This is a genomic window from Burkholderia sp. LS-044 (assembly GCF_004803625.1).
GTDB lineage: Bacteria > Pseudomonadota > Gammaproteobacteria > Burkholderiales > Burkholderiaceae > Burkholderia > Burkholderia cepacia.
On record NZ_SSWO01000018.1, the window covers coordinates 36,689 to 55,576 of the forward strand.

Below are 18,888 nucleotides of genomic sequence, written 5' to 3' on the forward strand. Positions count from 1 at the left end.
CCATCATGACCGCCAGCCTGCCCGCGTCGTCCGTCGCGCAACTGCCGCACGAACGCATCTACGTCACGCAGCCGCACCTGCCGCCGCTCGACGAATTCCTGCCGTACCTGGAGAAGATCTGGGAGAGCCGCACGCTGACCAACGGCGGCCCGTTCCACCAGCAGTTCGAGCGCGCGCTGTGCGAGTATCTCGGCGTGCCGCACCTGTCGCTGTTCGCGAACGGCACGCTCGCGCTCGTCACCGCGCTGCAGGCGCTGCGCATCAACGGCGAAGTGATCACGACGCCGTATTCGTTCGTCGCCACCGCGCATTCGCTGCTGTGGAACGGCATCAAGCCGGTATTCGTCGACGTCACGCCCGGCACGCTCAACCTGGACCCCGCGCGCATCGAGGCGGCGATCACGCCGCAGACCACCGCGATCATGCCCGTGCACTGCTACGGCAATCCGTGCGACGTCGACGCAATCCAGAAGATCGCCGACAACTACAACCTGCGCGTGATCTATGACGCCGCGCATGCGTTCGGTGTGCAGAACACCACCGGCAGCGTGCTCACCCACGGCGATCTGTCGGTGCTGAGCTTCCACGCGACGAAGGTGTTCAACACGTTCGAAGGCGGCGCGATCATCTGCCCCGACGCGAAGACCAAGCAACGGATCGATCACCTGAAGAACTTCGGTTTCGTCGACGAAGTCACGGTCGTCGCGCCCGGCATCAACGGCAAGATGAGCGAAATCAACGCCGCGTTCGGGATGCTGCAGTTGCAGCACATCGACGGCGCACTCGCGCGCCGCCGCGAAATCGACACGCTGTACCGCACGCTGCTCGCCGACGTGCGCGGCATCCGCTGCGTGCCGCTCGGCGGCCAGACCGTCGCGAACCACGCGTATTTCGCGATCCTCGTCGACGAAGACTATCCGCTCGATCGCGACGGGCTGTACCGGAAGCTGCGCGACTACGACGTGTACGCGCGCCGCTACTTCCATCCGCTGATTTCGGAATTCCCGATGTACCGCGGGCTGCCGTCCGCCAACCGCGACAACCTGCCCGTGGCGACCGAGGCCGCGCGCAAGGTGCTGTGCCTGCCGATCTACCCGGCGCTCACCGACGACATGGTCCGCCGTATCGTCGAGCTGATCGCGCGCTGACGCGCGACGCCTACAGGTAACGCTCGCCGGCCGCGCGCGTGCGGATCCGGCGGGCCGGGTTGCCGTACACGACGGTGTACGGCTCGACGTCGTGCAGCACGACCGCGCCCGCGCCCACGACGCCGTGCTCGCCCACCGCGATCCGGTGCCGCAGCATCGCACCGAGGCCGATCGCCGCGCCGCGGCCGATCCGGCAGTTGCCGCCCGTGACGACGCCTGGCGCGAGACTCGAGAAATCCTCCATCGTGCCGTCGTGATCGAGCGACGCGTTCGTATTGACGATGCACCCGCTGCCGATCGTGCAGCACGGGTTGATCACCGCGCCGGCCATCACGACCGTCCCCGCGCCGATCGTCGACGCCTTGCCGATGCGTGCGGCCGGATGCACCGCCGACACGCACGGCAGGCCCGGCACGAGCGCCGCAAGTGCGGCCGTCACGTTCTCGCGCGCGTGGTTGTCGCCGATGGCGACCAGCAGCCCGGCGATGCCGTGCGCACCGACCAGATCCGGCAGGTCGCGTTCGGCGCCCAGCACCGCGTAGCCGAGGGTTTCCTCGCCGCGGGGCCGGAACGAATCGATCAGCCCGGCGATCCGGTACCGGCCAGCCTGTTCGACGATGTCGATCACGACCTTGGCGTGACCGGACGAGCCGACGATGACGATGTTTTCCACAAGGGCCTCGATTGATCTGAAAGCAGGGGCGGCCTTGCCGCGTTCCCCGCAGTATGCCGCGTCGCCGCACTCGCGCGGCGCGCGCCGTCATGTCAGACGACCTGCGCCGTCTCGTCCGCCGTCACGCGACCCGCTGCAAAATGCGCGGCAAACGCCGCCCGCACGCGCTCGGCCAACCGGATCCAGCTCTCGTCGCGCCCGCGCCGGAACAGCCGCACCGTGCCCGGATACCACGGCGAATCGTCGCGGCCGTGCATCCAGCGCCAGTCCACGTCCTGATTCGGCAGCAGCACCCAGCAAGGCTTGCCGAGCGACGCGGCCAGATGCGCGGTGGACGTGTCGACGCACACCACGAGATCGAGTTGCGCGACGACCGCGGCCGTATCCGCGAAATCGTCGATCTCCGAGCCCAGATGCAGCAACGGCAGGCCGCCCGGCGGCTGACGCGCCTCGTCCTCGCCCTGCCCTTTCTGCAGACTCACAAAATTCACCCCCGGCACGCTCCAAAGCGGCGTCAGCAACGCAAGCGACGGCAGCGAGCGGTACGCGTCGTTGTGATGCTTCGGGTTGCCTTTCCACACGAGCCCGACGCGCGGGCCGGCCGGCAGCCCATCGACGCGTGCGCGCCAGCGCGCGGCGCAGGCCGGATCGGGCGCGAGCCGCACCGGCGGCGGGATCGTGTCGAGTGTCGTGCCCATGTGCATCGGCGCGCTCAGCAGGCTCGTCCAGTAATCGAACTGCGCGGCTTGCGCCGTCGCCGTCTCGTGATCGAGCACCGCGTCGACGCCCTCGACCGTCGCCATCAGCCGATGCAGCGCGGGCTGGCACGCGAACACCACGCGCGTCGCGTGCCGCGCACGATATTCCGCGAAATAACGGCTGAACTGCAGCATGTCGCCCAGGCCGTCTTCCTGCCAGACGAGCAGCGTCTTGCCGACGAGCGGCTCGCCCTGCCACTGCGCGCACCGCAGCACCTCGCGGGTCCGGCGGTGCACGAACGCCGTGTGTTCGTAGCGCGATTCGTAGCGCCGCCAGCCTTCTTCGAACCGGCCCAGGCCGAGCAACAGCGTCGCCAGGCCGAAACGCGCATCGCCATAGTCCGCACGCAGTTCGAGCGCGCGGCGGTACGCGCGTTCGGCGTCGTCGTGGCGGCCGGCATGCGCGAACGTGGTGCCGAGGTTGTAGTGCACTTCGGCCATGTCCGGAGCGAGCGACAGTGCCTCGGCGAACACGGCCATCGCTTCGTCGTGACGCCCCTGCGTGCGCAGGACGCAGCCGAGATTGTTGTGCGGCTGCGGCAGGCCGGGACGGCAACGGATCGCGTCGCGATAGGCCGCTTCGGCTTCCGGCAGGCGATCGAGGTTCTGCAGCGCGACGCCGAGGTTGTAGTGCGCCTCCGGGTGATCCGGGCACAGCGCGAGCGCCTGGCGGCTGGCGGCTTCCGCTTCCGGCAGCCGCTGCATGTCGACGAGGATCGCGCCGAGATTGGCGTGCGCAAGCACGGAGTCGGTGCGCACGGTAATCGCGAGCCGGTAGGCGAGTTCCGCTTCGGCGTGGCGGCCGAGCACACGCAACAGGTTGCCGAGATCGGTCAGCACGTCGGCCGACTGCGGCTCGATCAGCAGCGCCTGCCCGAATGCCTGCTCGGCTTCATCGAGCCGGCCGAGCGCTTCGAGCACCTTGCCGAACCGGTGATGGTGCGACGCCCGCAACGGCGTGACGGACGCGAGCTGCCGGCGCAGGAGCGCCTCGGCATCGGCCAGGCGCCCTTGCGACACGAGCAACGCGCCGAGGCCGTCGCTGGCCGGCTCGAACGCCGGCATCGCGTCGATCGCGCGCCGCCACCATGCTTCCGCGTCGGCCAGCCGGTTCAGGCCGAGCGCGCAGACGGCCGCGATGTGCAGCGCCGCGACCGCCGGCGCCGGCCGGTCGAGCAGGGGCGCGACGAGCGACAGCGCGTCGGCGAACTGTCCGTTCTGGCACCGGGTTGCGGCGTGTTGAACCAGCGCGGATTCATCGGAAGCAAGGGTCATGTCATGCGGCGCCGCACGGCGCGCGGCGCGAACGGACGTTCAGACGGACGCCGGCACGGCGGCCGGTTGGCCCGGCTGGCTGACGGCCCTGTCCCTGGCCTCCTGGAGCGCTGCGAGCGTGTCGAGTGCGCGCTCTTCGTCGGCGGTGAGATCGACCAGAAATGCGTCGTTGTTCTGCTTGATCCAGTCGAGCGGCATGTCCCACCACGCGAGCTGCAGCAGTCGTTCGCGCACTTTTTCCGTGAAGCGGAAGCGAATCAGACGGGCCGGCGAGCCGGCATAGATGCCGTACGCCTCGGTGCGGAAATTGGGCGGGATGACGGCCCGCGCGCCGATCACGCATCCGCTCTCGATCTGACTGCCACCGAGAAACAGCGCTTCGTCGCCGATCCAGACGTCGTTGTGGATCACGGTGTCCGCGTATTGCGGCATCGGCGGATTCTCGAGGCCGTTACCGTAGAGGCTGAACAGGCTCGTGGAAATGGTCCGGATCTCGTGCTGGCCATTCAACAGGAATCGCAGACGCATTCCGCCAGCCACGTGCTTGCCGATCACGAGTTTCTGAACGTCCCGATCGTACTTTGCGATCGAACCCACACCGATCGACGAGCACCGGCCGATATGACACGTCCCCATCGGCGCCTCTTCATCGACCCAGTTGCGGAAAAAATTGTTCGGAATCGCCGAAAAGGCACCATCCCGGTAGCCGAGCACGATGAAATGCTTCGCCCACGGATGGTCAGGCAGCACGCCAATACAATCGTCGGAGGTCGTAACGTTCATTCGCGGTCGCAAGTGTGCCGGTGCGGCGGCTCGATGCCGGGCCGCTCGAAACGGCGGTGGAAAACGTCGCGGCACATCGGCCACGAGCAGGGACGATGCAGTATAGAAAGCCGGCGACGGCAACCGACAACGAATAAGAACGGCGTTCTGGCTTCTGTTCCGGAGATAGGGGCTGGTGAGGTCTCGCGTCCGCGGCCCGGATGCGCCGCGCGTGGGCGTGGAATTGCCGTCGCCGGCCGATGACGGGTGCGTGCATCATTCGGCGCTCGGGCATTGGCGCCCGGTTTTCCTTCGTGATGCTCACACGTCGGCAGAGTCGCCGCTTCGATCCGGCCGGCCGGTTCCGTCACGGGAGCCGGCCGCCGTGGCGATGTGCCGCCGCCGCCTTCACCAACGGTGTGCGCCGCTCACTCCCCCGCGCTCAATTACTCGACGAACACCCGCCGCAACTACTCGAACTGCACGAGCTGGAACTGCACGAACTCGACGAACTGCAGCTCGACGACGAGCAACTGCTGTCCGATGCATCGAACGCACTGCCGCTGCCAGCTTTCAGCGCGGCGAGCGACGACATCCGCGACGCGGTCTGCACGGTTTGCGAATACACCGACCAAGCGGTGCCGGCCAGCGCACCCGCACCGAACAGCGCGGCAGTCCACAGCAACGGGTCCGGGTCGTCGCGTTCGCGGTCCTGCGTCTGCTGCGTCTGCTGTGCTGCGTGCGCATCGGGTTGCGAGGGTTGCAAGGGTTGCGGGCGCTGTGGATTTCGCGCGGCGCGCGGATCGTGCGCGATCCGGCGCGCAAGCAGCGCGGCCCGCCCGGCAGCCGTCGCCCCACCCCGCCCGAAACCGGTCAGCCGCCGCACGACGATCCGGTACGCGACCGCGCACACCACCATGCAGACCGCGAGCAGCAACACGGGCCGCCCGCGGCTCAGGCCGATCGCGAGTTTCGCGGCCCCCGTGCCCAGTACGATCAGCACGATCGCACGCGCGGCCAGGCGCGACGCGCGCATCTCGCCGGGTGCCCACAGCCAGCCTTGTGCGCGCATTCCGTCGACGACCTCCTGCGCATGCCCGGCGAGTCGCTTGCGAAACACGTCGTAGCTCACGGTGCCGGACGGCTGCTCCTTGAGCCACGCGCAGTGGTCGTCATGGCGCCCCGCACGTTCCATGTCGGCGATCTGCACGTAGCCACCCTGCCCGGGTGCGATCCACAGGTCGACCGCGCCCGCCTGCGCGAGCGACATCGTCACGACCTGGGCGACCCGTGCCTCGCCGCCGGTGAGATAGGCGACTTCGTCGGCGCTCAGGTCGGCCGACGCCTTGCGCGTATGCCCGCCCCAGCGTCGACAGCGGAACTCGATCGCCTGAAGCACGACGATCAACAACAACGCGACGACGCACGCCGGCACATAGAACGCGAGAAACTGCGGCCCCGCGTAGTTCAGCACGTTGAAGTCCTGCGCCGATGCGCAGGTCGCCGCGACGCTCGCGGCGGCAGCCGGCCAGGCGAGTCTCGGCAGCCGGTCGCGCCAGGTCCTGCGCGCCTGCACGGCGGCCGGCGAATTCGCGTCCCCCGCCCCGTTCGCGGCCGACGGTTCCGGGTGCGGCGATCCGGATGCGGCACGCAGGCCGGCAGGCCGCGGCCAGATCGACTCCGGCGGCTCGCAGCCGAACAGCCGGCGATAGCTGTCCAGCGTGTCGCGATAACGCTGCGCGTACGCGGCGGCCTCGTCCGGCGCGCCCGTGCCGGGCATGTGATGCAGCCGCGCGCGCAGCACGCCGGCGCAGAAGACGTCCCAGTATTCGAGCGTGTATTGCAGGTGGAAATGCCACGCGGCATCGATCGCGACCGACGGCGTGACCGGGTGTCCGGCCGCCTGCGCGAGAAACGCGAAGCGCTTGTATTCGTCGATCACGGCCAGCGCGTGCGCATGCGACCAGCCTTCGGCTTCGGCAAGACGCCGGCTGTACGGCAGCGGCGCGTTCGGGTCGTCAGGGGAATACGCGTGCAGACGCGCGAGCAGCGCGTGCTGCGCATCGGTCAGCGCGCGGGCATCGACTGCGGTCGAGTTAGACGGAATGGCAGCCATCGGGAGTCGGCGCGATGCGCGGACGGCCGCCGCGATCGACGCTTGGAGTTGTCGTTGCGCGGGATTCTCGCACATCGGCGAGGCGGCGCGACGGCACGCCGGGCCTGCATGCAGGGCCGCTTGCGGCGCTGCGCCGCGGGTCAGAAAGTCAGAAATCGAGCTGCGCGATCGTGATGTCGAGCGCGGCCGCAACCTTCTTGCGCATCGACTTGCGCAGCTTCTCGCGCTTTTCCTGTTTGGCGTAGTCCGAGCGACTGATGCCGATCCGCCGCGCGACCTCGGCCCGCGTCAGGCCGAGATGCTCGCGCCACGCGCGCGCGGGCGAGCTTCCGTCGAACACGACGCGCGTCACGAGCTCGTGCGGAATCAGGTCGCGTGCCGCACACCGCTGCGCGACATAGTCCGCGTACGGAATCACGACGAAGGCTGGCGCGCCGTCCCGGCCGTTGATGATCTGGACTGGGAGGGATTTGGTCATGCGGTGATCGCGGCGCCGGCTTCCGGGCGGCTGTTCGTCGTTTCGGTCGACATGTTCAATCGGCGTTTCAGGCGGGCTTCGGGTGCGTCGAACGACATCGGTGCAAGGTTTCGCCCGGTCGAATGCACGCGATCGGAAACCGCCATGCTGATAGCCGGCCGGAATATTACTGCAAGCGGGGAAATGGTGATGCGGATGAGATGGCGAAACCGCCAAGCGCCTGAACAGGCATGTTTTGGCGCGCCCGGCTGGGATCGAACCAGCAACCCCTGCCTTCGGAGGGCAGTACTCTATCCATTGAGCTACGGGCGCGTGAGACAGTGAAACGACCCCAATATACAGGCCGCCCACGATTGGCAAGACGGCAAGGATACCCGGTTTCCCATGACGCGTCCACCTTGCCCGACGAATCCCCGCCGCACCGCGCTTCGTGCGGGTAAACACGCGCCATCGCGCCGCTCGCCGTGATGTAAACGTTCCGTCTATAATCGTCCGTGCTTCATTGGACTGCCATTTTGCCGTTGCACCGCGCTCACAATTCCTATTCACGGAGACGAGGCAAGCATGAGCGAAGCACCCCACGAATCTCCCGTCAAAACCCCCGGGCAGCTGATTGCCGTCATCATCGCGTCGTTCGCGATTCCGATCATCCTGATCGTCCTGTTCGCCAATTATGCGAACCATGCGTTCCGCGCCGGCGCCGGCACGGACGCGCTATCCGACGAGCAGGTCGCCGCGCGTATCGCCCCGCTCGCGCAGGTCGAAGTGAAGGACGCCAACGCGCCCCGCACGTACAAGACCGGCGAGGCAGTCTACAAGGCCGTCTGCGTGACCTGCCACGGCACGGGCGCCGCCGGCGCGCCGAAATTCGGCAACAAGGACGACTGGGCGCCGCGCATCTCGCAAGGCTTCGACACGCTGCTGAAGACGGCGCTGGCCGGCAAGGGCGCGATGCCGCCGCGCGGCGGCACGAGCCCCGACGACGTCAGCGACTATGAAATCGCCCGCGCGATCGTCTACATGGCGAACAACGACGGCGCGAACTTCCCCGAACCGGCAGCACCGGCCGCCAACGCGGCGCAGCCCGCCAGCGGCGCGGCAGGCGCATCGGGCCCGGCCGACGCCGCGAGCGCGCAGATCGCCGCCGCGCAGGCCGCGATCGCCGCGATCCCGAAGGCCGGCGAACAACCGGCGGCCGCCCCGGCCAGCGCCGATGCCGCAACGGCCGGCAAGGCACTGTACTCGTCGACGTGCGTGGCCTGCCACGGAGCAGGCGTGCTCGGCGCGCCGAAGTTCGGCAGCAAGGAAGACTGGGCGCCGCGCCTGAAGGACTCGATGGACACGGTCTACAACTACGCGCTGCACGGCAAGGGCGCGATGCCGCCGAAGGGCGGGTCGAACGCATCCGACGCCGACGTGAAGGCCGCCGTCGACTACATGGTCAACTCGGCGAAGTAACACCGGCCGGCCAGAAAAAACCCCCGCGGCGCACGCGCACCGCGGGGGTTTGTTTTTTGCCTGACCGGCTGACTGTCGGACCGTCGGTTAGTCGCAACACCGCACGCCCGACGGCGCCGCCGCCTCACTTCTGCAGCAACGCCTTCAGGCTGGCGAGCCGGTCCTTCGGCGACATCGGCGCTTCTTCCGGGGTAGGCGGCGGCGCATCGTCGAGCCCCATCTCCGGAATGAAGCGCGACGGCTCGCACACGACCGTCTCGCGCGCCCGCTTGCGCTTCTTGCACCAGTTCAGGTGCAGGCTGCGCTGCGCACGCGTGATCGCAACGTACATCAGCCGGCGCTCCTCCTCGATCCGCTCGTTGTCGATCGGGCCGTCGTCCTCGCTGCCGCCGCGGTGCGGCATGATGCCTTCCTCGACGCCGACCAGGAACACGTGCGGATACTCGAGCCCCTTCGACGCATGGACGGTCGACAGCCGCACGGCGTCCGGATCCTCGTCCTTGCCCTCGAGCATCGACATCAGCGCGACGGTCTGGATCAGGCCGAGCAGGTTCTTGCCGGTATCGGCGAGCCCGTCGGCGTTGTGGAAGCCTTCGGCCTCGCCGTCGACAGCCTCCGTCTCGGGCTTGGTGCCCTTGCGCTTCAGCCATTCGAGGAATTCGAGCACGTTCTGCCACTTCGACTGCGCCTGGCGCTCGTCGAACGCGTCGTACAGGTACGCCTCGTAGTGGATCGCCTCCATCATGTCGTCGAGCACGACGGTCGCGGGCTCCTTGTCCGCGCGCTCGGTCAGGCGCTGGATGAAGTCGCAGAACATCCGCAGCGGCTCCACCTGGCGCGCCGACAGCCGCGCCTCGATGCCGCCCATGTACACCGCTTCGAACAGCGACACCTTCGCCTGGCCCGCGAACGAGCCGAGCGCCTCGAGCGTCGTGTTGCCGATCCCGCGGCGCGGCGTCGTAACCGCGCGGATGAACGCGGGATCGTCGTCGGCGTTCGCGATCAGCCGCAGGTACGCGCACAGGTCCTTGATCTCGGCCTTGTCGAAGAACGACTGGCCGCCCGACAGCACGTACGGAATGCGTTCGCGCCGCAGCACCTGCTCGAAGATGCGCGCCTGGAAGTTGCCGCGATACAGGATCGCGTAGTCGCGAAACTGCGCGCGCCGCTCGAACTTGTGCGCGGACAGCCGGAACACGACCGATTCGGCTTCATGCTCCTCGTCGTTGCACGGCGTGACGGTGATCGAATCGCCCATCCCGTGCTCGGACCATAGCTTCTTCTCGAACAGTTTCGGGTTGTTCGCGATCACGTTGTTCGCGGCGGTGAGGATGCGCACCGTCGACCGGTAGTTCTGCTCGAGCTTGACCAGGTGCAGCTTCGGGAAATCCTTGCCGAGCTGCGCGAGGTTCTCGAGCGTCGCACCGCGCCAGCCGTAGATCGCCTGGTCGTCGTCGCCGACCGCCGTGAACGCGGCGCGCGGGCCCGCGAGCAGCTTCAGCAGTTCGTACTGGCACGCGTTGGTGTCCTGGTACTCGTCGATCAGCAGGTAGCGCAGCTTGTTCTGCCAGCGGTCGCGCACCTGCTCGTTCTTCGCGAACAGCTCGGCCGGCAGGCGGATCAGGTCGTCGAAGTCGACCGCCTGGTACGCGTGCAGCGTCGCGACGTAGTTGCGGTAGACCAGCGCGGCCTGGTGCTCGTCCTCGTTGGCCGCGATCGCCATCGCCTCGTCGGGCATGATCAGGCCGTTCTTCCACAGCGAGATGATGCTCTGGATCTTGCGGATCAGCCCCTTGTCCGTCGTGCCGAGCTGCTCCTGGATCATCCCGAAGCAGTCGTCCGAATCCATGATCGAGAACTGCGGCTTCAGGCCGACGTGCTCGGCCTCCTGGCGCAGGATCTGCACGCCGAGCGAGTGGAACGTGCAGACGGTGAGCTGGTTGACGGGTACCTTGCGCCCTTCCTTGCCGGGCGTGGTGAGCGTCTTGCCCTCGAGCAGCTTCCCCACGCGCTCGCGCATTTCGGCAGCCGCCTTGTTCGTGAACGTGACGGCCGCGATGTGGCGCGGCTCGAAGCCTTTCGCTTCGATCAGGTGCGCGATCTTCTGCGTGATCACGCGGGTCTTGCCGCTGCCCGCGCCGGCGAGCACGAGACAGGGACCGTCGAGGTAGCGCACCGCTTCGTTCTGGGCGGGATTGAGGCCTGCGGACATGATGGCGGATGGTGTTGCGGTTGACGGCGGAACGCCGGGAGGATGCCGTGCGCGGCGGGCCGGCGAAGCAGGCGGACACGCGGGGCAGGACGCGCATGTTAACACGTCGGCGGCGCGCTTTTCGGGAGCGCCGCCGGACGGGGCCGCGCGGGCGGATTCCGCCGCCGCCCCTTGTCCGTGCGGCCAATCCGGCCCCGTTCGCGCAGCGATCGGCCACAATATCTCCACCCGGCGCCGCCCCGCGCCCAACCGCCTGAATCGCCTGAATCGCCTGAACCGCCACCGGATCGACATCATGGGATACCCGTTCGCCACCGCCGCCCTTGGCCCGCTGCTGTTCGCGCAGGGGCGCTACGTGCGCCGCGTCACGCCGCGCCTGCCCGAGGCGGCCGGCCCGCGCGACGGCGTGGCCGGCGACGGCCCGCCGCTGCGCGTGCTGGTGGTCGGCGATTCGGCCGCCGCGGGCGTCGGCGTCGCGACGCAGCGCGACGCGCTGTCCGGGCAGCTGGCAAACGCGCTCGCGGCCACGCACCGCGTGCGCTGGAAGCTGCTCGCGCGCACGGGCCTGACCACGCGGGAGCTCGTCGACTGGCTCGCCGCCGAACCGGCCGAGCCGTTCGACGTGGCCGTCACGTCGCTCGGCGTCAACGACGTGACGGGCGGCGTGCCGCCGGCCCGCTGGCAGGCGCAGCAGGCCGAGCTCGTCCGGCTGCTCGCCACGCGCTTCCGGGTCGGCCACGCGATCCTGTCGGCGGTGCCGCCGATGGAGCGCTTTCCGGCGCTGCCGCAGCCGCTCGCGTGGTATCTCGGGTTGCGCGCGAAACGGCTCAACACGGCGCTCGCCGGCTGGGCCGCCACGCAGCCGCACTGCACGTTCCTGCGCGTCGAGCTGCCGCTCGAGCGCCACCTGATGGCCGCCGACGGCTTCCACCCCGGTGCCGCCGCCTGCACGGTGTGGGCCACGCAAGTCGCCGCCGCCGTGCTGCGCCGGACGGCCGCATGACGCGGCACGACGCCCCGGCACCGGCCTTTCACCGCGCGGCCCGGCAGGCAAAGCCCCCGCCCGGTCGGCACACGGGCCCGCGCAAAATGCCGGCCTTCCTTGCGCAAGCGCCGCATCGCACCGCGCGTGTCGCCCGAACGCCCCGGTACGAGCGGCGGCGCCATGCCAAAATAGCCGGTCGTCTTCGCGCCGTCTCGGCGCACCATCCTTTAGTTTCCTTCGCAGCCAGGGATTGCCATGTCGTCATTGCTCAGGATTGGTTTGATGGGTTTCGGTTTCGCCGGCGCGACGTTCCACGCGCCGGTCATCGCCACGAGCGGCCGCACTGAAGTCGCCGCGATCGCGACGGGGCAGCCCGATCGCGCGCAGGCCGCGTATCCGGGCGCGCGCGTCGTCCCCGATCTCGACACGCTGCTCGGCCTCGACGACATCGAATGCGTGGTGATCGCCACGCCGAACGACACGCACTTCGCGCTCGCGCGCCAGGTGCTCGAAGCCGGCCGCCACGTGGTCGTCGACAAGCCCGTCACGCTCACCGCCGACGAGGCGCTTGCGCTCGCGCGGCTCGCGAACGCGCGCAGCCGGCTGTTCGCGCCGTTCCACAACCGCCGCTGGGACGGCGATTTCCTCACCGTGCGCCGCATCGTCGAATCGGGCGAGCTCGGCCGGCTCACGTATTTCGCGTCGCACTTCGACCGCTTCCGCCCGACGCCGCGCACGCGCTGGCGCGAGGAGCCCGCCCGCGGCGGCGGCCTGCTGCTCGACCTCGGCCCGCACCTGATCGACCAGGCGCTCGCGCTGTTCGGCCTGCCCGAAACGGTGGGCGCGACCGTCAAGACCCGTCGCGACAACGGTACGGCGCCCGATTTCGTGCACCTGCAGCTCGGTTATCCGGACAAGGAAGTGGCGCTGCATGCGAGCGCGCTGTCGGCGATCGAACCCGCGCGCTTCACGCTGCACGGCACACGCGGCAGCTACCAGAAGTTCGGGCTCGACACGCAGGAAGACCAGCTCAAGGCCGGCCTCACCGCGGACGACGTCGAATTCGGCGGCGGCAACCCGCCGGGCCTGCTGCGCGTGCTCGACGGCGAGGTCGAGGTCGAACGCCCGGTGCCGACACTCGACGGCCAGTACGCGGAGTTCTACCGCGCGCTCGCCGCGTCGATCCGCGACGGCGCACCGTTCCCCGTCACCACGCAGGATGCCGTCGACGTGATGACGATCATCGAGCTCGCCGCGCAGAGCGAGCACGACGGCCGCCGGCTGCCGTTCGTGCGCCGCACGATCTGACACCGCGCGCCGGCCGGTCGCGGCCGGCCGGCACGCGCGCGGCCGGCCCGGCGGATTCGATTACAGGAACATTCGGTTACAAATGCCGGGGGAACGAAAGTCAGCGTCCGACCGGTCTGACGCGTTTCTCGAAAAAGTCGATCCGACACCAATCCGTCTGGAGAATGTTGATGCAACGGTTGATTCGCGCAGCAGCGTGCTGCGTCCTGGTTTCCTCGCTTGCGGCCTGTATCGTGCAGCCGCAGCAGCCGGTTCGCCCGGCCCCTCCGCCGCGGCCGAATCCGCAGGTCGTCGCGAACGAGCGGATGCAGCAGATCCAGGGCCGGATCGACAACCTGCACCGCCGCATCGATGCGCGCGTGAACGGCGGCTACTACCCGCCGCCGTACGGCGCGCAGCTTCACCACCGCCTCGACGTGATCCGCCAGGAAGCGAACGACATGTCCGCGCAGCACAGCGGCGGCCTGTCCGGCGACGAGCAGCGCGTGCTGAACCAGGAACTCGACACGGCCGCGCGCGCGATCGGCGAGTAACGCACCGGCGCCCGCCGGCGCGGAAAAAGCGGCGGCACCGGTTGCCGCCGCTTGTCGCGAAGCGACATTCTTTTGCTCAAATTGACAAGGCCCACCTGCTCGCGTACAGTCGCCCGCACGCGTCGGGAGAGCGTGTGACCGTGCTGTTCCAGCCGGTTGCGCCGCCGAAGGGGCACACCCGCAAACTCTCAGGCAAAAGGACCGACCGCGTCGGGGAACCTCGTCCGTGCATCGCGCGGGCCACACACTCCCCGCACTCTGGAGAGCGGCAGTAGCCCGCAGCGCCTAGGCTGCGCGGGCAGGCTGCCCACCGAAGGGGCGCGCGTTCGCCAGGCCTGGCCGGCAGCGCAATCTCTCAGGTATCGAGGACAGAGGGGCATGTACCGGATCGCTCGCAGGCCGTCGGCCGCGGTGGTCGGCACATGGCCGTTCTGATCCGCGCGCAAGCGCCTTGCCTGAGGCCTCGATGACTGCACTGAATCACACCCCGCTCAACGCCGCGCACCGCGCGCTCAATGCCCGCATGGTCGACTTCGGCGGCTGGGACATGCCCGTCAACTACGGCTCGCAGATCGAAGAACATGAAGCCGTGCGCACCGACGCCGGCATGTTCGACGTGTCGCACATGTGCGTCGTCGATTTCACCGGCAGCCGCGTGCGCGCGTTCTTCGAGCACGCGATCGCGAACAACGTCGGCAAGCTCAAGACGCCCGGCAAGGCACTCTACTCGTGCCTGCTCAATCCGCAGGGCGGCGTCATCGACGACTTGATCGTCTACTACTTCACCGAAGAATTCTTCCGCGTCGTCGTCAACGCCGGCACGGCCGAGAAAGACATCGCGTGGTTCAACCAGCTGAACGAGCAAGGCGGCTACGGCGTCACGATCGCGCCGCGCCGCGATTTCGCGATCATCGCCGTACAGGGCCCGAACGCCCGCGAAAAGGCCTGGGCGACCGTGCCCGCCGCGCGTGCCGCGACGAGCGAGCTGAAGCCGTTCAACGCCGCGCAGGTCGCCGGCACGCCGTTCGGCGATCTCACCGTCGCACGCACCGGCTATACCGGCGAAGACGGCTTCGAAGTGATCGTCCCGGCCGTGCATGTCGAAGCGCTGTGGAACGCGCTGCAGCAGAACGGCGTGCGCCCGTGCGGGCTCGGCGCGCGCGACACGCTGCGCCTCGAGGCCGGCATGAACCTGTACGGCCAGGACATGGACGACACCGTCTCCCCGCTCGACGCGGGCCTCGCGTGGACGGTCGACCTCGGCGCGCCGCGCGACTTCGTCGGCCGCGCCGCCCTTGAAGCAAACGGCACCCGCGCCGCGTTCGTCGGCCTGATCCTGCAGAAGGAAAACGGCAAGGCGGGCGGCGTGCTGCGCGCGCACCAGAAGGTCGTCACGCCGCACGGCGAAGGCGAGATCACGAGCGGCACGTTCTCGCCGTCGATGCAGGAATCGATCGCGTTCGCGCGCGTGCCGGCGGCCGTCCAGATCGGCGACGTGGTCCAGGTGCAAATTCGAGACAAGAATCTTCCCGCGCGCGTGGTAAAACTGCCGTTCGTGCGCAACGGCAAGGTCCTCGCTGCGTAACGGCCGGGAGGCCCGCCTCCCGGGAAGCCGGGAGATGGCGCCTGGCGCAACACCACACCCGGCGCGCCCCGGCGGCGCGCCAGCAAAACGAACAAACCCTTTTATCAGGAGCATCCGATGAGCAACGTCCCGGCCGATCTGAAGTACACCGACGAACACGAGTGGATCCGCACTGAAGCCGACGGCACGCTGACGGTCGGCATTACCGATCACGCGCAGAACACGCTCGGCGACATCGTTTTCCTCGAACTGCCGGCCGTCGGCAAGCAGGTGAAGGCGGGCGACGCGATCGGCGTCGTCGAATCGGTGAAAGCCGCGTCGGACATCTATTCGCCGGTGTCGGGCGAGGTGGTCGCGATCAACGCGGACGCCGTCGACACGCCGGAAGAAGTGAACAGCGACGCGTACGACACGTGGCTGTTCAAGATCAAGCTCGCCGACGGCGCATCGACCGACGGCCTGCTCGACGCCGCCGCCTACAGCAAGCTGATCGACTAATTCCCTTACCCGAACCGCGCGACGCCGGCCGCCGGCCGGCCCGCGCGGGACCAGAGTCACGCCATGAAGCTCGAACACCCGGACCGCCTGATGAACCGCACGCCCCTCTCGCTCGCCGCGCTCGAAACGCACGACGCGTTCGCCGAACGCCACATCGGCCCCGACGCCGCCAGCCAGCAGGCCATGCTCGACACGCTCGGCTTCGCGTCGCGCGCCGCCCTGATCGACGCCGTGATCCCGGCCTCGATCCGCCGCGCCGAAACGCTGCCGCTCGGCCCGTTCGCGCAGCCGAAGAGCGAGGCCGAAGCCCTCGCCGCGCTGCGGGTTCTCGCGAACAAGAACCAGGTGTTCCGCTCGTATATCGGTCAGGGTTACCACGACACGCACACGCCGGCCGTGATCCTGCGCAACGTGCTCGAAAACCCGGCGTGGTACACGGCCTACACGCCGTACCAGCCCGAAATTTCCCAGGGTCGCCTCGAGGCGCTCCTGAACTTCCAGCAGATGGTCGCCGACCTGACCGGCCTCGCGATCTCGAACGCGTCGCTGCTCGATGAAGCCACCGCCGCCGCCGAAGCGATGACACTGCTGCAACGCACCGGCAAGCCGGCGTCGAACGTGTTCTACGTCGCCGACGACGTGCTGCCGCAAACCCTCGAAGTGATCCGCACGCGCGCGCTGCCGGTCGGCATCGAGGTCAAGACGGGCCCGGCCGCCGACGCGGCGCAAGCGAATGCGTTCGGCGTGCTGCTGCAATACCCGGGCGTGAACGGCGACGTGCGCGACTACCGCGCGCTCACCGAAGCGATCCACGCGGCCGGCGGCCACGTGGTCGTCGCGGCCGACCTGCTCGCGCTGACCGTGCTGACGCCGCCCGGCGACTGGGGCGCGGACGTCGCGATCGGCAACACGCAGCGCTTCGGCGTGCCGATGGGCTTCGGCGGCCCGCACGCCGCGTATCTCGCGGTGCGTGACGAATTCAAGCGCCAGATGCCGGGCCGCCTCGTCGGCGTGACGGTCGACGCGCAGGGCAAGCCCGCGCTGCGCCTCGCGCTGCAGACGCGCGAACAGCACATCCGCCGCGAGAAGGCGACGTCGAACGTGTGTACCGCGCAGGCGCTGCTCGCGATCATGGCCAGCATGTACGCGGTCTACCACGGTCCGCACGGCCTGAAGACGATCGCGCTGCGCGTGAACCGCATCGCGGCCCTCTTCGCCGCCGGCGTGAAGCAGCTCGGCTTCGCGACCGTCAACGACACGTTCTTCGACACGCTGACGATCGATACCGGCGCGCGCACCGCGCAGGTCCACGAACTCGCGAAGGCCAAGCGCATCAACCTGCGCCGCGTGAGCGACACGCAAGTCGGCGTGTCGGTCGACGAAACGACGACGCGCGACGACCTCGCCGATCTCCTCGCCGTGTTCGCGCAGGCCGCGGGCGGCACCGCCCCGGCCGTCGATGCCCTCGACGCGGGCCTTGCCGGCGTTGCCGCGCTGCCGGCCGGCCTCGAGCGCACGAGCGCGTACCTGACGCACCACGTGTTCAACCGCCACCATTCCGAAACCGAAATGCTGCGCTACCTGCGCAGCCTGTCGGACAAGGATCTCGCGCTCGACCGCTCGATGATCCCGCTCGGCTCGTGCACGATGAAGCTGAACGCGACGTCGGAAATGCTGCCGGTCACGTGGCCCGAATTCGGCGGCATCCATCCGTTCGCGCCGGCCGAGCAGACCGTCGGCTACCGCGAGATGATCGACCAGCTCGAGCAGATGCTCGTCGCGGCCACCGGCTACGCGGCCGTGTCGCTGCAGCCGAACGCCGGCTCGCAGGGCGAGTACGCGGGCCTGCTGATCATCCACGCTTACCACGCATCGCGCGGCGAAGCGCACCGCGACGTGTGCCTGATCCCGGCGTCCGCGCACGGCACGAACCCGGCCTCCGCGCACATGGCCGGCATGAAGGTCGTGGTCGTCGCCTGCGACGCGCAGGGCAACGTCGACATCGCCGATCTCAAGGCCAAGGCCGACGAGCACGCGAAGGACCTCGCGGCGATCATGATCACGTATCCGTCGACGCACGGCGTGTTCGAGCAGAACGTCCGCGAGATCTGCGAGATCGTGCATGCGCACGGCGGCCAGGTGTACGTCGACGGCGCGAACATGAACGCGATGGTCGGCCTGACCGCGCCGGGCCAGTTCGGCGGCGACGTGTCGCACCTGAACCTGCACAAGACCTTCTGCATCCCGCACGGCGGCGGCGGCCCGGGCGTCGGCCCGGTCGCGGTCGGCGCGCACCTCGCGAAGTTCCTGCCGAACCAGCGTTCGACCGGCTACTCGCGCGACGAAAACGGCATCGGCGCGGTGTCGGCCGCGCCGTACGGCTCGGCGTCGATCCTGCCGATCTCGTGGATGTACATCGCGATGATGGGCGCGAAGAACCTGACCGCCGCGACGGAAACCGCGATCCTCAACGCGAACTACATCGCGAAGCGCCTCGCGCCGCACTACCCGGTGCTGTATTCGGGCCCGGGCGGGCTGGTGGCGCACGAGTGCATTCTCGACCTGCGCCCGATCAAGGAATCGAGCGGCATCACCGTCGACGACGTCGCGAAGCGCCTGATGGATTACGGCTTCCACGCGCCGACGATGAGCTTCCCGGTGCCGGGCACGCTGATGGTCGAGCCGACCGAATCGGAATCGCAGGAGGAACTCGACCGCTTCATCGCCGCGATGATCGCGATCCGCGAGGAAATCCGTGCGGTCGAGGAAGGCCGCGCCGACCGCGAGGACAACCCGCTGCGTCACGCCCCGCACACGGCGGCCGTCGTCACCGCGAACGAATGGCCGCACGCGTACTCGCGCGAGCAGGCCGCGTACCCGGTCGCGTCGCTCGGCACGAACAAGTACTGGCCGCCGGTCGGCCGCGCGGACAACGTCTACGGCGACCGCAACCTGTTCTGCTCGTGCGTGCCGATGTCGGAATACGCATAACGCACACGAGGCCAGGAGCCGTCCGATGGTGCCCGCACCGCACGCAACCCGGGGTTGCGTGCGGTTTTTTTGTTCGCCGCTCGAACCCGTGCACGTTCGTGCGCCAAT

At 68.8% G+C, this 18,888-nt stretch carries 15 protein-coding genes, 1 tRNA gene and 2 riboswitches; of the genes, 8 read left to right on the forward strand and 8 right to left on the reverse strand.

Annotated elements, in window-relative coordinates; all coding sequences use genetic code 11:
- The first annotated feature begins 5 nt into the window (after window positions 1–5).
- Window positions 6–1,148 (forward strand): dTDP-4-amino-4,6-dideoxy-D-glucose aminotransferase VioA, encoded by a 1,143-nt coding sequence (gene vioA / locus E9536_RS33390; RefSeq protein WP_027788660.1) that lies wholly within the window; start codon window positions 6–8, stop codon window positions 1,146–1,148.
- Window positions 1,149–1,158: 10 nt separating this feature from the next.
- On the opposite strand, the gene E9536_RS33395 is transcribed toward vioA, so the two are convergent.
- From E9536_RS33395 to E9536_RS33425, 7 genes are all read right to left on the reverse strand, one after another.
- A complete protein-coding gene (locus E9536_RS33395) occupies window positions 1,159–1,821 on the reverse strand; it encodes an acetyltransferase (protein WP_136472209.1) in 663 nt (220 codons plus the stop codon).
- Between the two features lie 92 nt (window positions 1,822–1,913).
- A complete protein-coding gene (locus E9536_RS33400; protein WP_136472211.1) occupies window positions 1,914–3,854 on the reverse strand; it encodes a tetratricopeptide repeat-containing glycosyltransferase family protein in 1,941 nt (646 codons plus the stop codon).
- Between the two features lie 39 nt (window positions 3,855–3,893).
- Window positions 3,894–4,637 (reverse strand): acetyltransferase, encoded by a 744-nt coding sequence (locus E9536_RS33405; protein WP_060174974.1) that lies wholly within the window; start codon window positions 4,635–4,637, stop codon window positions 3,894–3,896.
- A gap of 421 nt (window positions 4,638–5,058) precedes the next feature.
- Window positions 5,059–6,732 (reverse strand): TIGR04222 domain-containing membrane protein, encoded by a 1,674-nt coding sequence (locus tag E9536_RS33410; RefSeq protein ID WP_136472213.1) that lies wholly within the window; start codon window positions 6,730–6,732, stop codon window positions 5,059–5,061.
- A 148-nt stretch (window positions 6,733–6,880) separates the two neighbouring features.
- Window positions 6,881–7,210 carry a helix-turn-helix transcriptional regulator gene (locus E9536_RS33415; protein WP_136472215.1) on the reverse strand — a complete coding sequence of 110 codons (330 nt, stop codon included), beginning with the start codon at window positions 7,208–7,210 and terminating at the stop codon, window positions 6,881–6,883.
- Entirely contained in the window at window positions 7,207–7,476 is a 270-nt protein-coding gene (locus E9536_RS33420) for a hypothetical protein (protein ID WP_136472217.1), read from the reverse strand. The genes E9536_RS33415 and E9536_RS33420 overlap by 4 nt, the downstream gene beginning before the upstream one ends.
- Window positions 7,447–7,522, reverse strand: a tRNA-Arg gene (locus E9536_RS33425). The genes E9536_RS33420 and E9536_RS33425 overlap by 30 nt, the downstream gene beginning before the upstream one ends.
- 252 nt (window positions 7,523–7,774) lie before the next feature.
- Between E9536_RS33425 and E9536_RS33430 the strand changes: the two genes are divergently transcribed.
- Entirely contained in the window at window positions 7,775–8,668 is an 894-nt protein-coding gene (locus E9536_RS33430) for a c-type cytochrome (protein ID WP_048025223.1), read from the forward strand.
- A 124-nt stretch (window positions 8,669–8,792) separates the two neighbouring features.
- On the opposite strand, the gene E9536_RS33435 is transcribed toward E9536_RS33430, so the two are convergent.
- Window positions 8,793–10,880, reverse strand: a complete 2,088-nt coding sequence (locus E9536_RS33435; protein ID WP_027788668.1) for a UvrD-helicase domain-containing protein — start codon at window positions 10,878–10,880, stop codon at window positions 8,793–8,795.
- 295 nt (window positions 10,881–11,175) lie between these two features.
- On the opposite strand from E9536_RS33435, the gene E9536_RS33440 reads away from it, so the two are divergent.
- The 6 genes from E9536_RS33440 to gcvP all read left to right on the forward strand — a co-directional run bounded on the left by E9536_RS33440 (window position 11,176) and on the right by gcvP (window position 18,780).
- The gene (locus tag E9536_RS33440) at window positions 11,176–11,883 is read left to right on the forward strand and encodes an SGNH/GDSL hydrolase family protein (RefSeq protein ID WP_060084425.1); all 708 of its coding nucleotides are present in this window, start codon (window positions 11,176–11,178) and stop codon (window positions 11,881–11,883) included.
- Between the two features lie 237 nt (window positions 11,884–12,120).
- A complete protein-coding gene (locus E9536_RS33445) occupies window positions 12,121–13,173 on the forward strand; it encodes an oxidoreductase (protein WP_027788670.1) in 1,053 nt (350 codons plus the stop codon).
- 170 nt (window positions 13,174–13,343) lie between these two features.
- Window positions 13,344–13,706 carry a hypothetical protein gene (locus E9536_RS33450; RefSeq protein WP_027788671.1) on the forward strand — a complete coding sequence of 121 codons (363 nt, stop codon included), beginning with the start codon at window positions 13,344–13,346 and terminating at the stop codon, window positions 13,704–13,706.
- Between the two features lie 113 nt (window positions 13,707–13,819).
- A riboswitch (glycine riboswitch) is annotated at window positions 13,820–13,921 on the forward strand.
- 33 nt (window positions 13,922–13,954) lie between these two features.
- Window positions 13,955–14,088: riboswitch (glycine riboswitch) on the forward strand.
- Window positions 14,089–14,172: 84 nt separating this feature from the next.
- On the forward strand, window positions 14,173–15,291 hold the full coding sequence (gene gcvT, locus E9536_RS33455; protein WP_059694458.1) for a glycine cleavage system aminomethyltransferase GcvT: 1,119 nt from the start codon (window positions 14,173–14,175) through the stop codon (window positions 15,289–15,291).
- A gap of 117 nt (window positions 15,292–15,408) precedes the next feature.
- Window positions 15,409–15,789, forward strand: coding sequence for a glycine cleavage system protein GcvH (gene gcvH, locus E9536_RS33460; RefSeq protein WP_027788673.1), 381 nt, complete (start codon window positions 15,409–15,411; stop codon window positions 15,787–15,789).
- Window positions 15,790–15,852: 63 nt separating this feature from the next.
- Window positions 15,853–18,780, forward strand: a complete 2,928-nt coding sequence (gene gcvP, locus E9536_RS33465; protein WP_091922517.1) for an aminomethyl-transferring glycine dehydrogenase — start codon at window positions 15,853–15,855, stop codon at window positions 18,778–18,780.
- Window positions 18,781–18,888 lie beyond the last annotated feature (108 nt).

Coding starts and splice junctions, on each gene's coding strand:
- E9536_RS33440 (WP_060084425.1), top strand. CDS start 11,176: ATGGGATACCCGTTCGCCACCGCCGCCCTTGGCCCGCTGCTGTTCGCG.
- E9536_RS33400 (WP_136472211.1), bottom strand. CDS start 3,854: ATGACCCTTGCTTCCGATGAATCCGCGCTGGTTCAACACGCCGCAACC.
- E9536_RS33410 (WP_136472213.1), bottom strand. CDS start 6,732: ATGGCTGCCATTCCGTCTAACTCGACCGCAGTCGATGCCCGCGCGCTG.
- vioA (WP_027788660.1), top strand. CDS start 6: ATGACCGCCAGCCTGCCCGCGTCGTCCGTCGCGCAACTGCCGCACGAA.
- E9536_RS33435 (WP_027788668.1), bottom strand. CDS start 10,880: ATGTCCGCAGGCCTCAATCCCGCCCAGAACGAAGCGGTGCGCTACCTC.
- E9536_RS33405 (WP_060174974.1), bottom strand. CDS start 4,637: ATGAACGTTACGACCTCCGACGATTGTATTGGCGTGCTGCCTGACCAT.
- gcvH (WP_027788673.1), top strand. CDS start 15,409: ATGAGCAACGTCCCGGCCGATCTGAAGTACACCGACGAACACGAGTGG.
- E9536_RS33415 (WP_136472215.1), bottom strand. CDS start 7,210: ATGACCAAATCCCTCCCAGTCCAGATCATCAACGGCCGGGACGGCGCG.
- gcvT (WP_059694458.1), top strand. CDS start 14,173: ATGACTGCACTGAATCACACCCCGCTCAACGCCGCGCACCGCGCGCTC.
- E9536_RS33450 (WP_027788671.1), top strand. CDS start 13,344: ATGCAACGGTTGATTCGCGCAGCAGCGTGCTGCGTCCTGGTTTCCTCG.
- E9536_RS33445 (WP_027788670.1), top strand. CDS start 12,121: ATGTCGTCATTGCTCAGGATTGGTTTGATGGGTTTCGGTTTCGCCGGC.
- E9536_RS33430 (WP_048025223.1), top strand. CDS start 7,775: ATGAGCGAAGCACCCCACGAATCTCCCGTCAAAACCCCCGGGCAGCTG.
- gcvP (WP_091922517.1), top strand. CDS start 15,853: ATGAAGCTCGAACACCCGGACCGCCTGATGAACCGCACGCCCCTCTCG.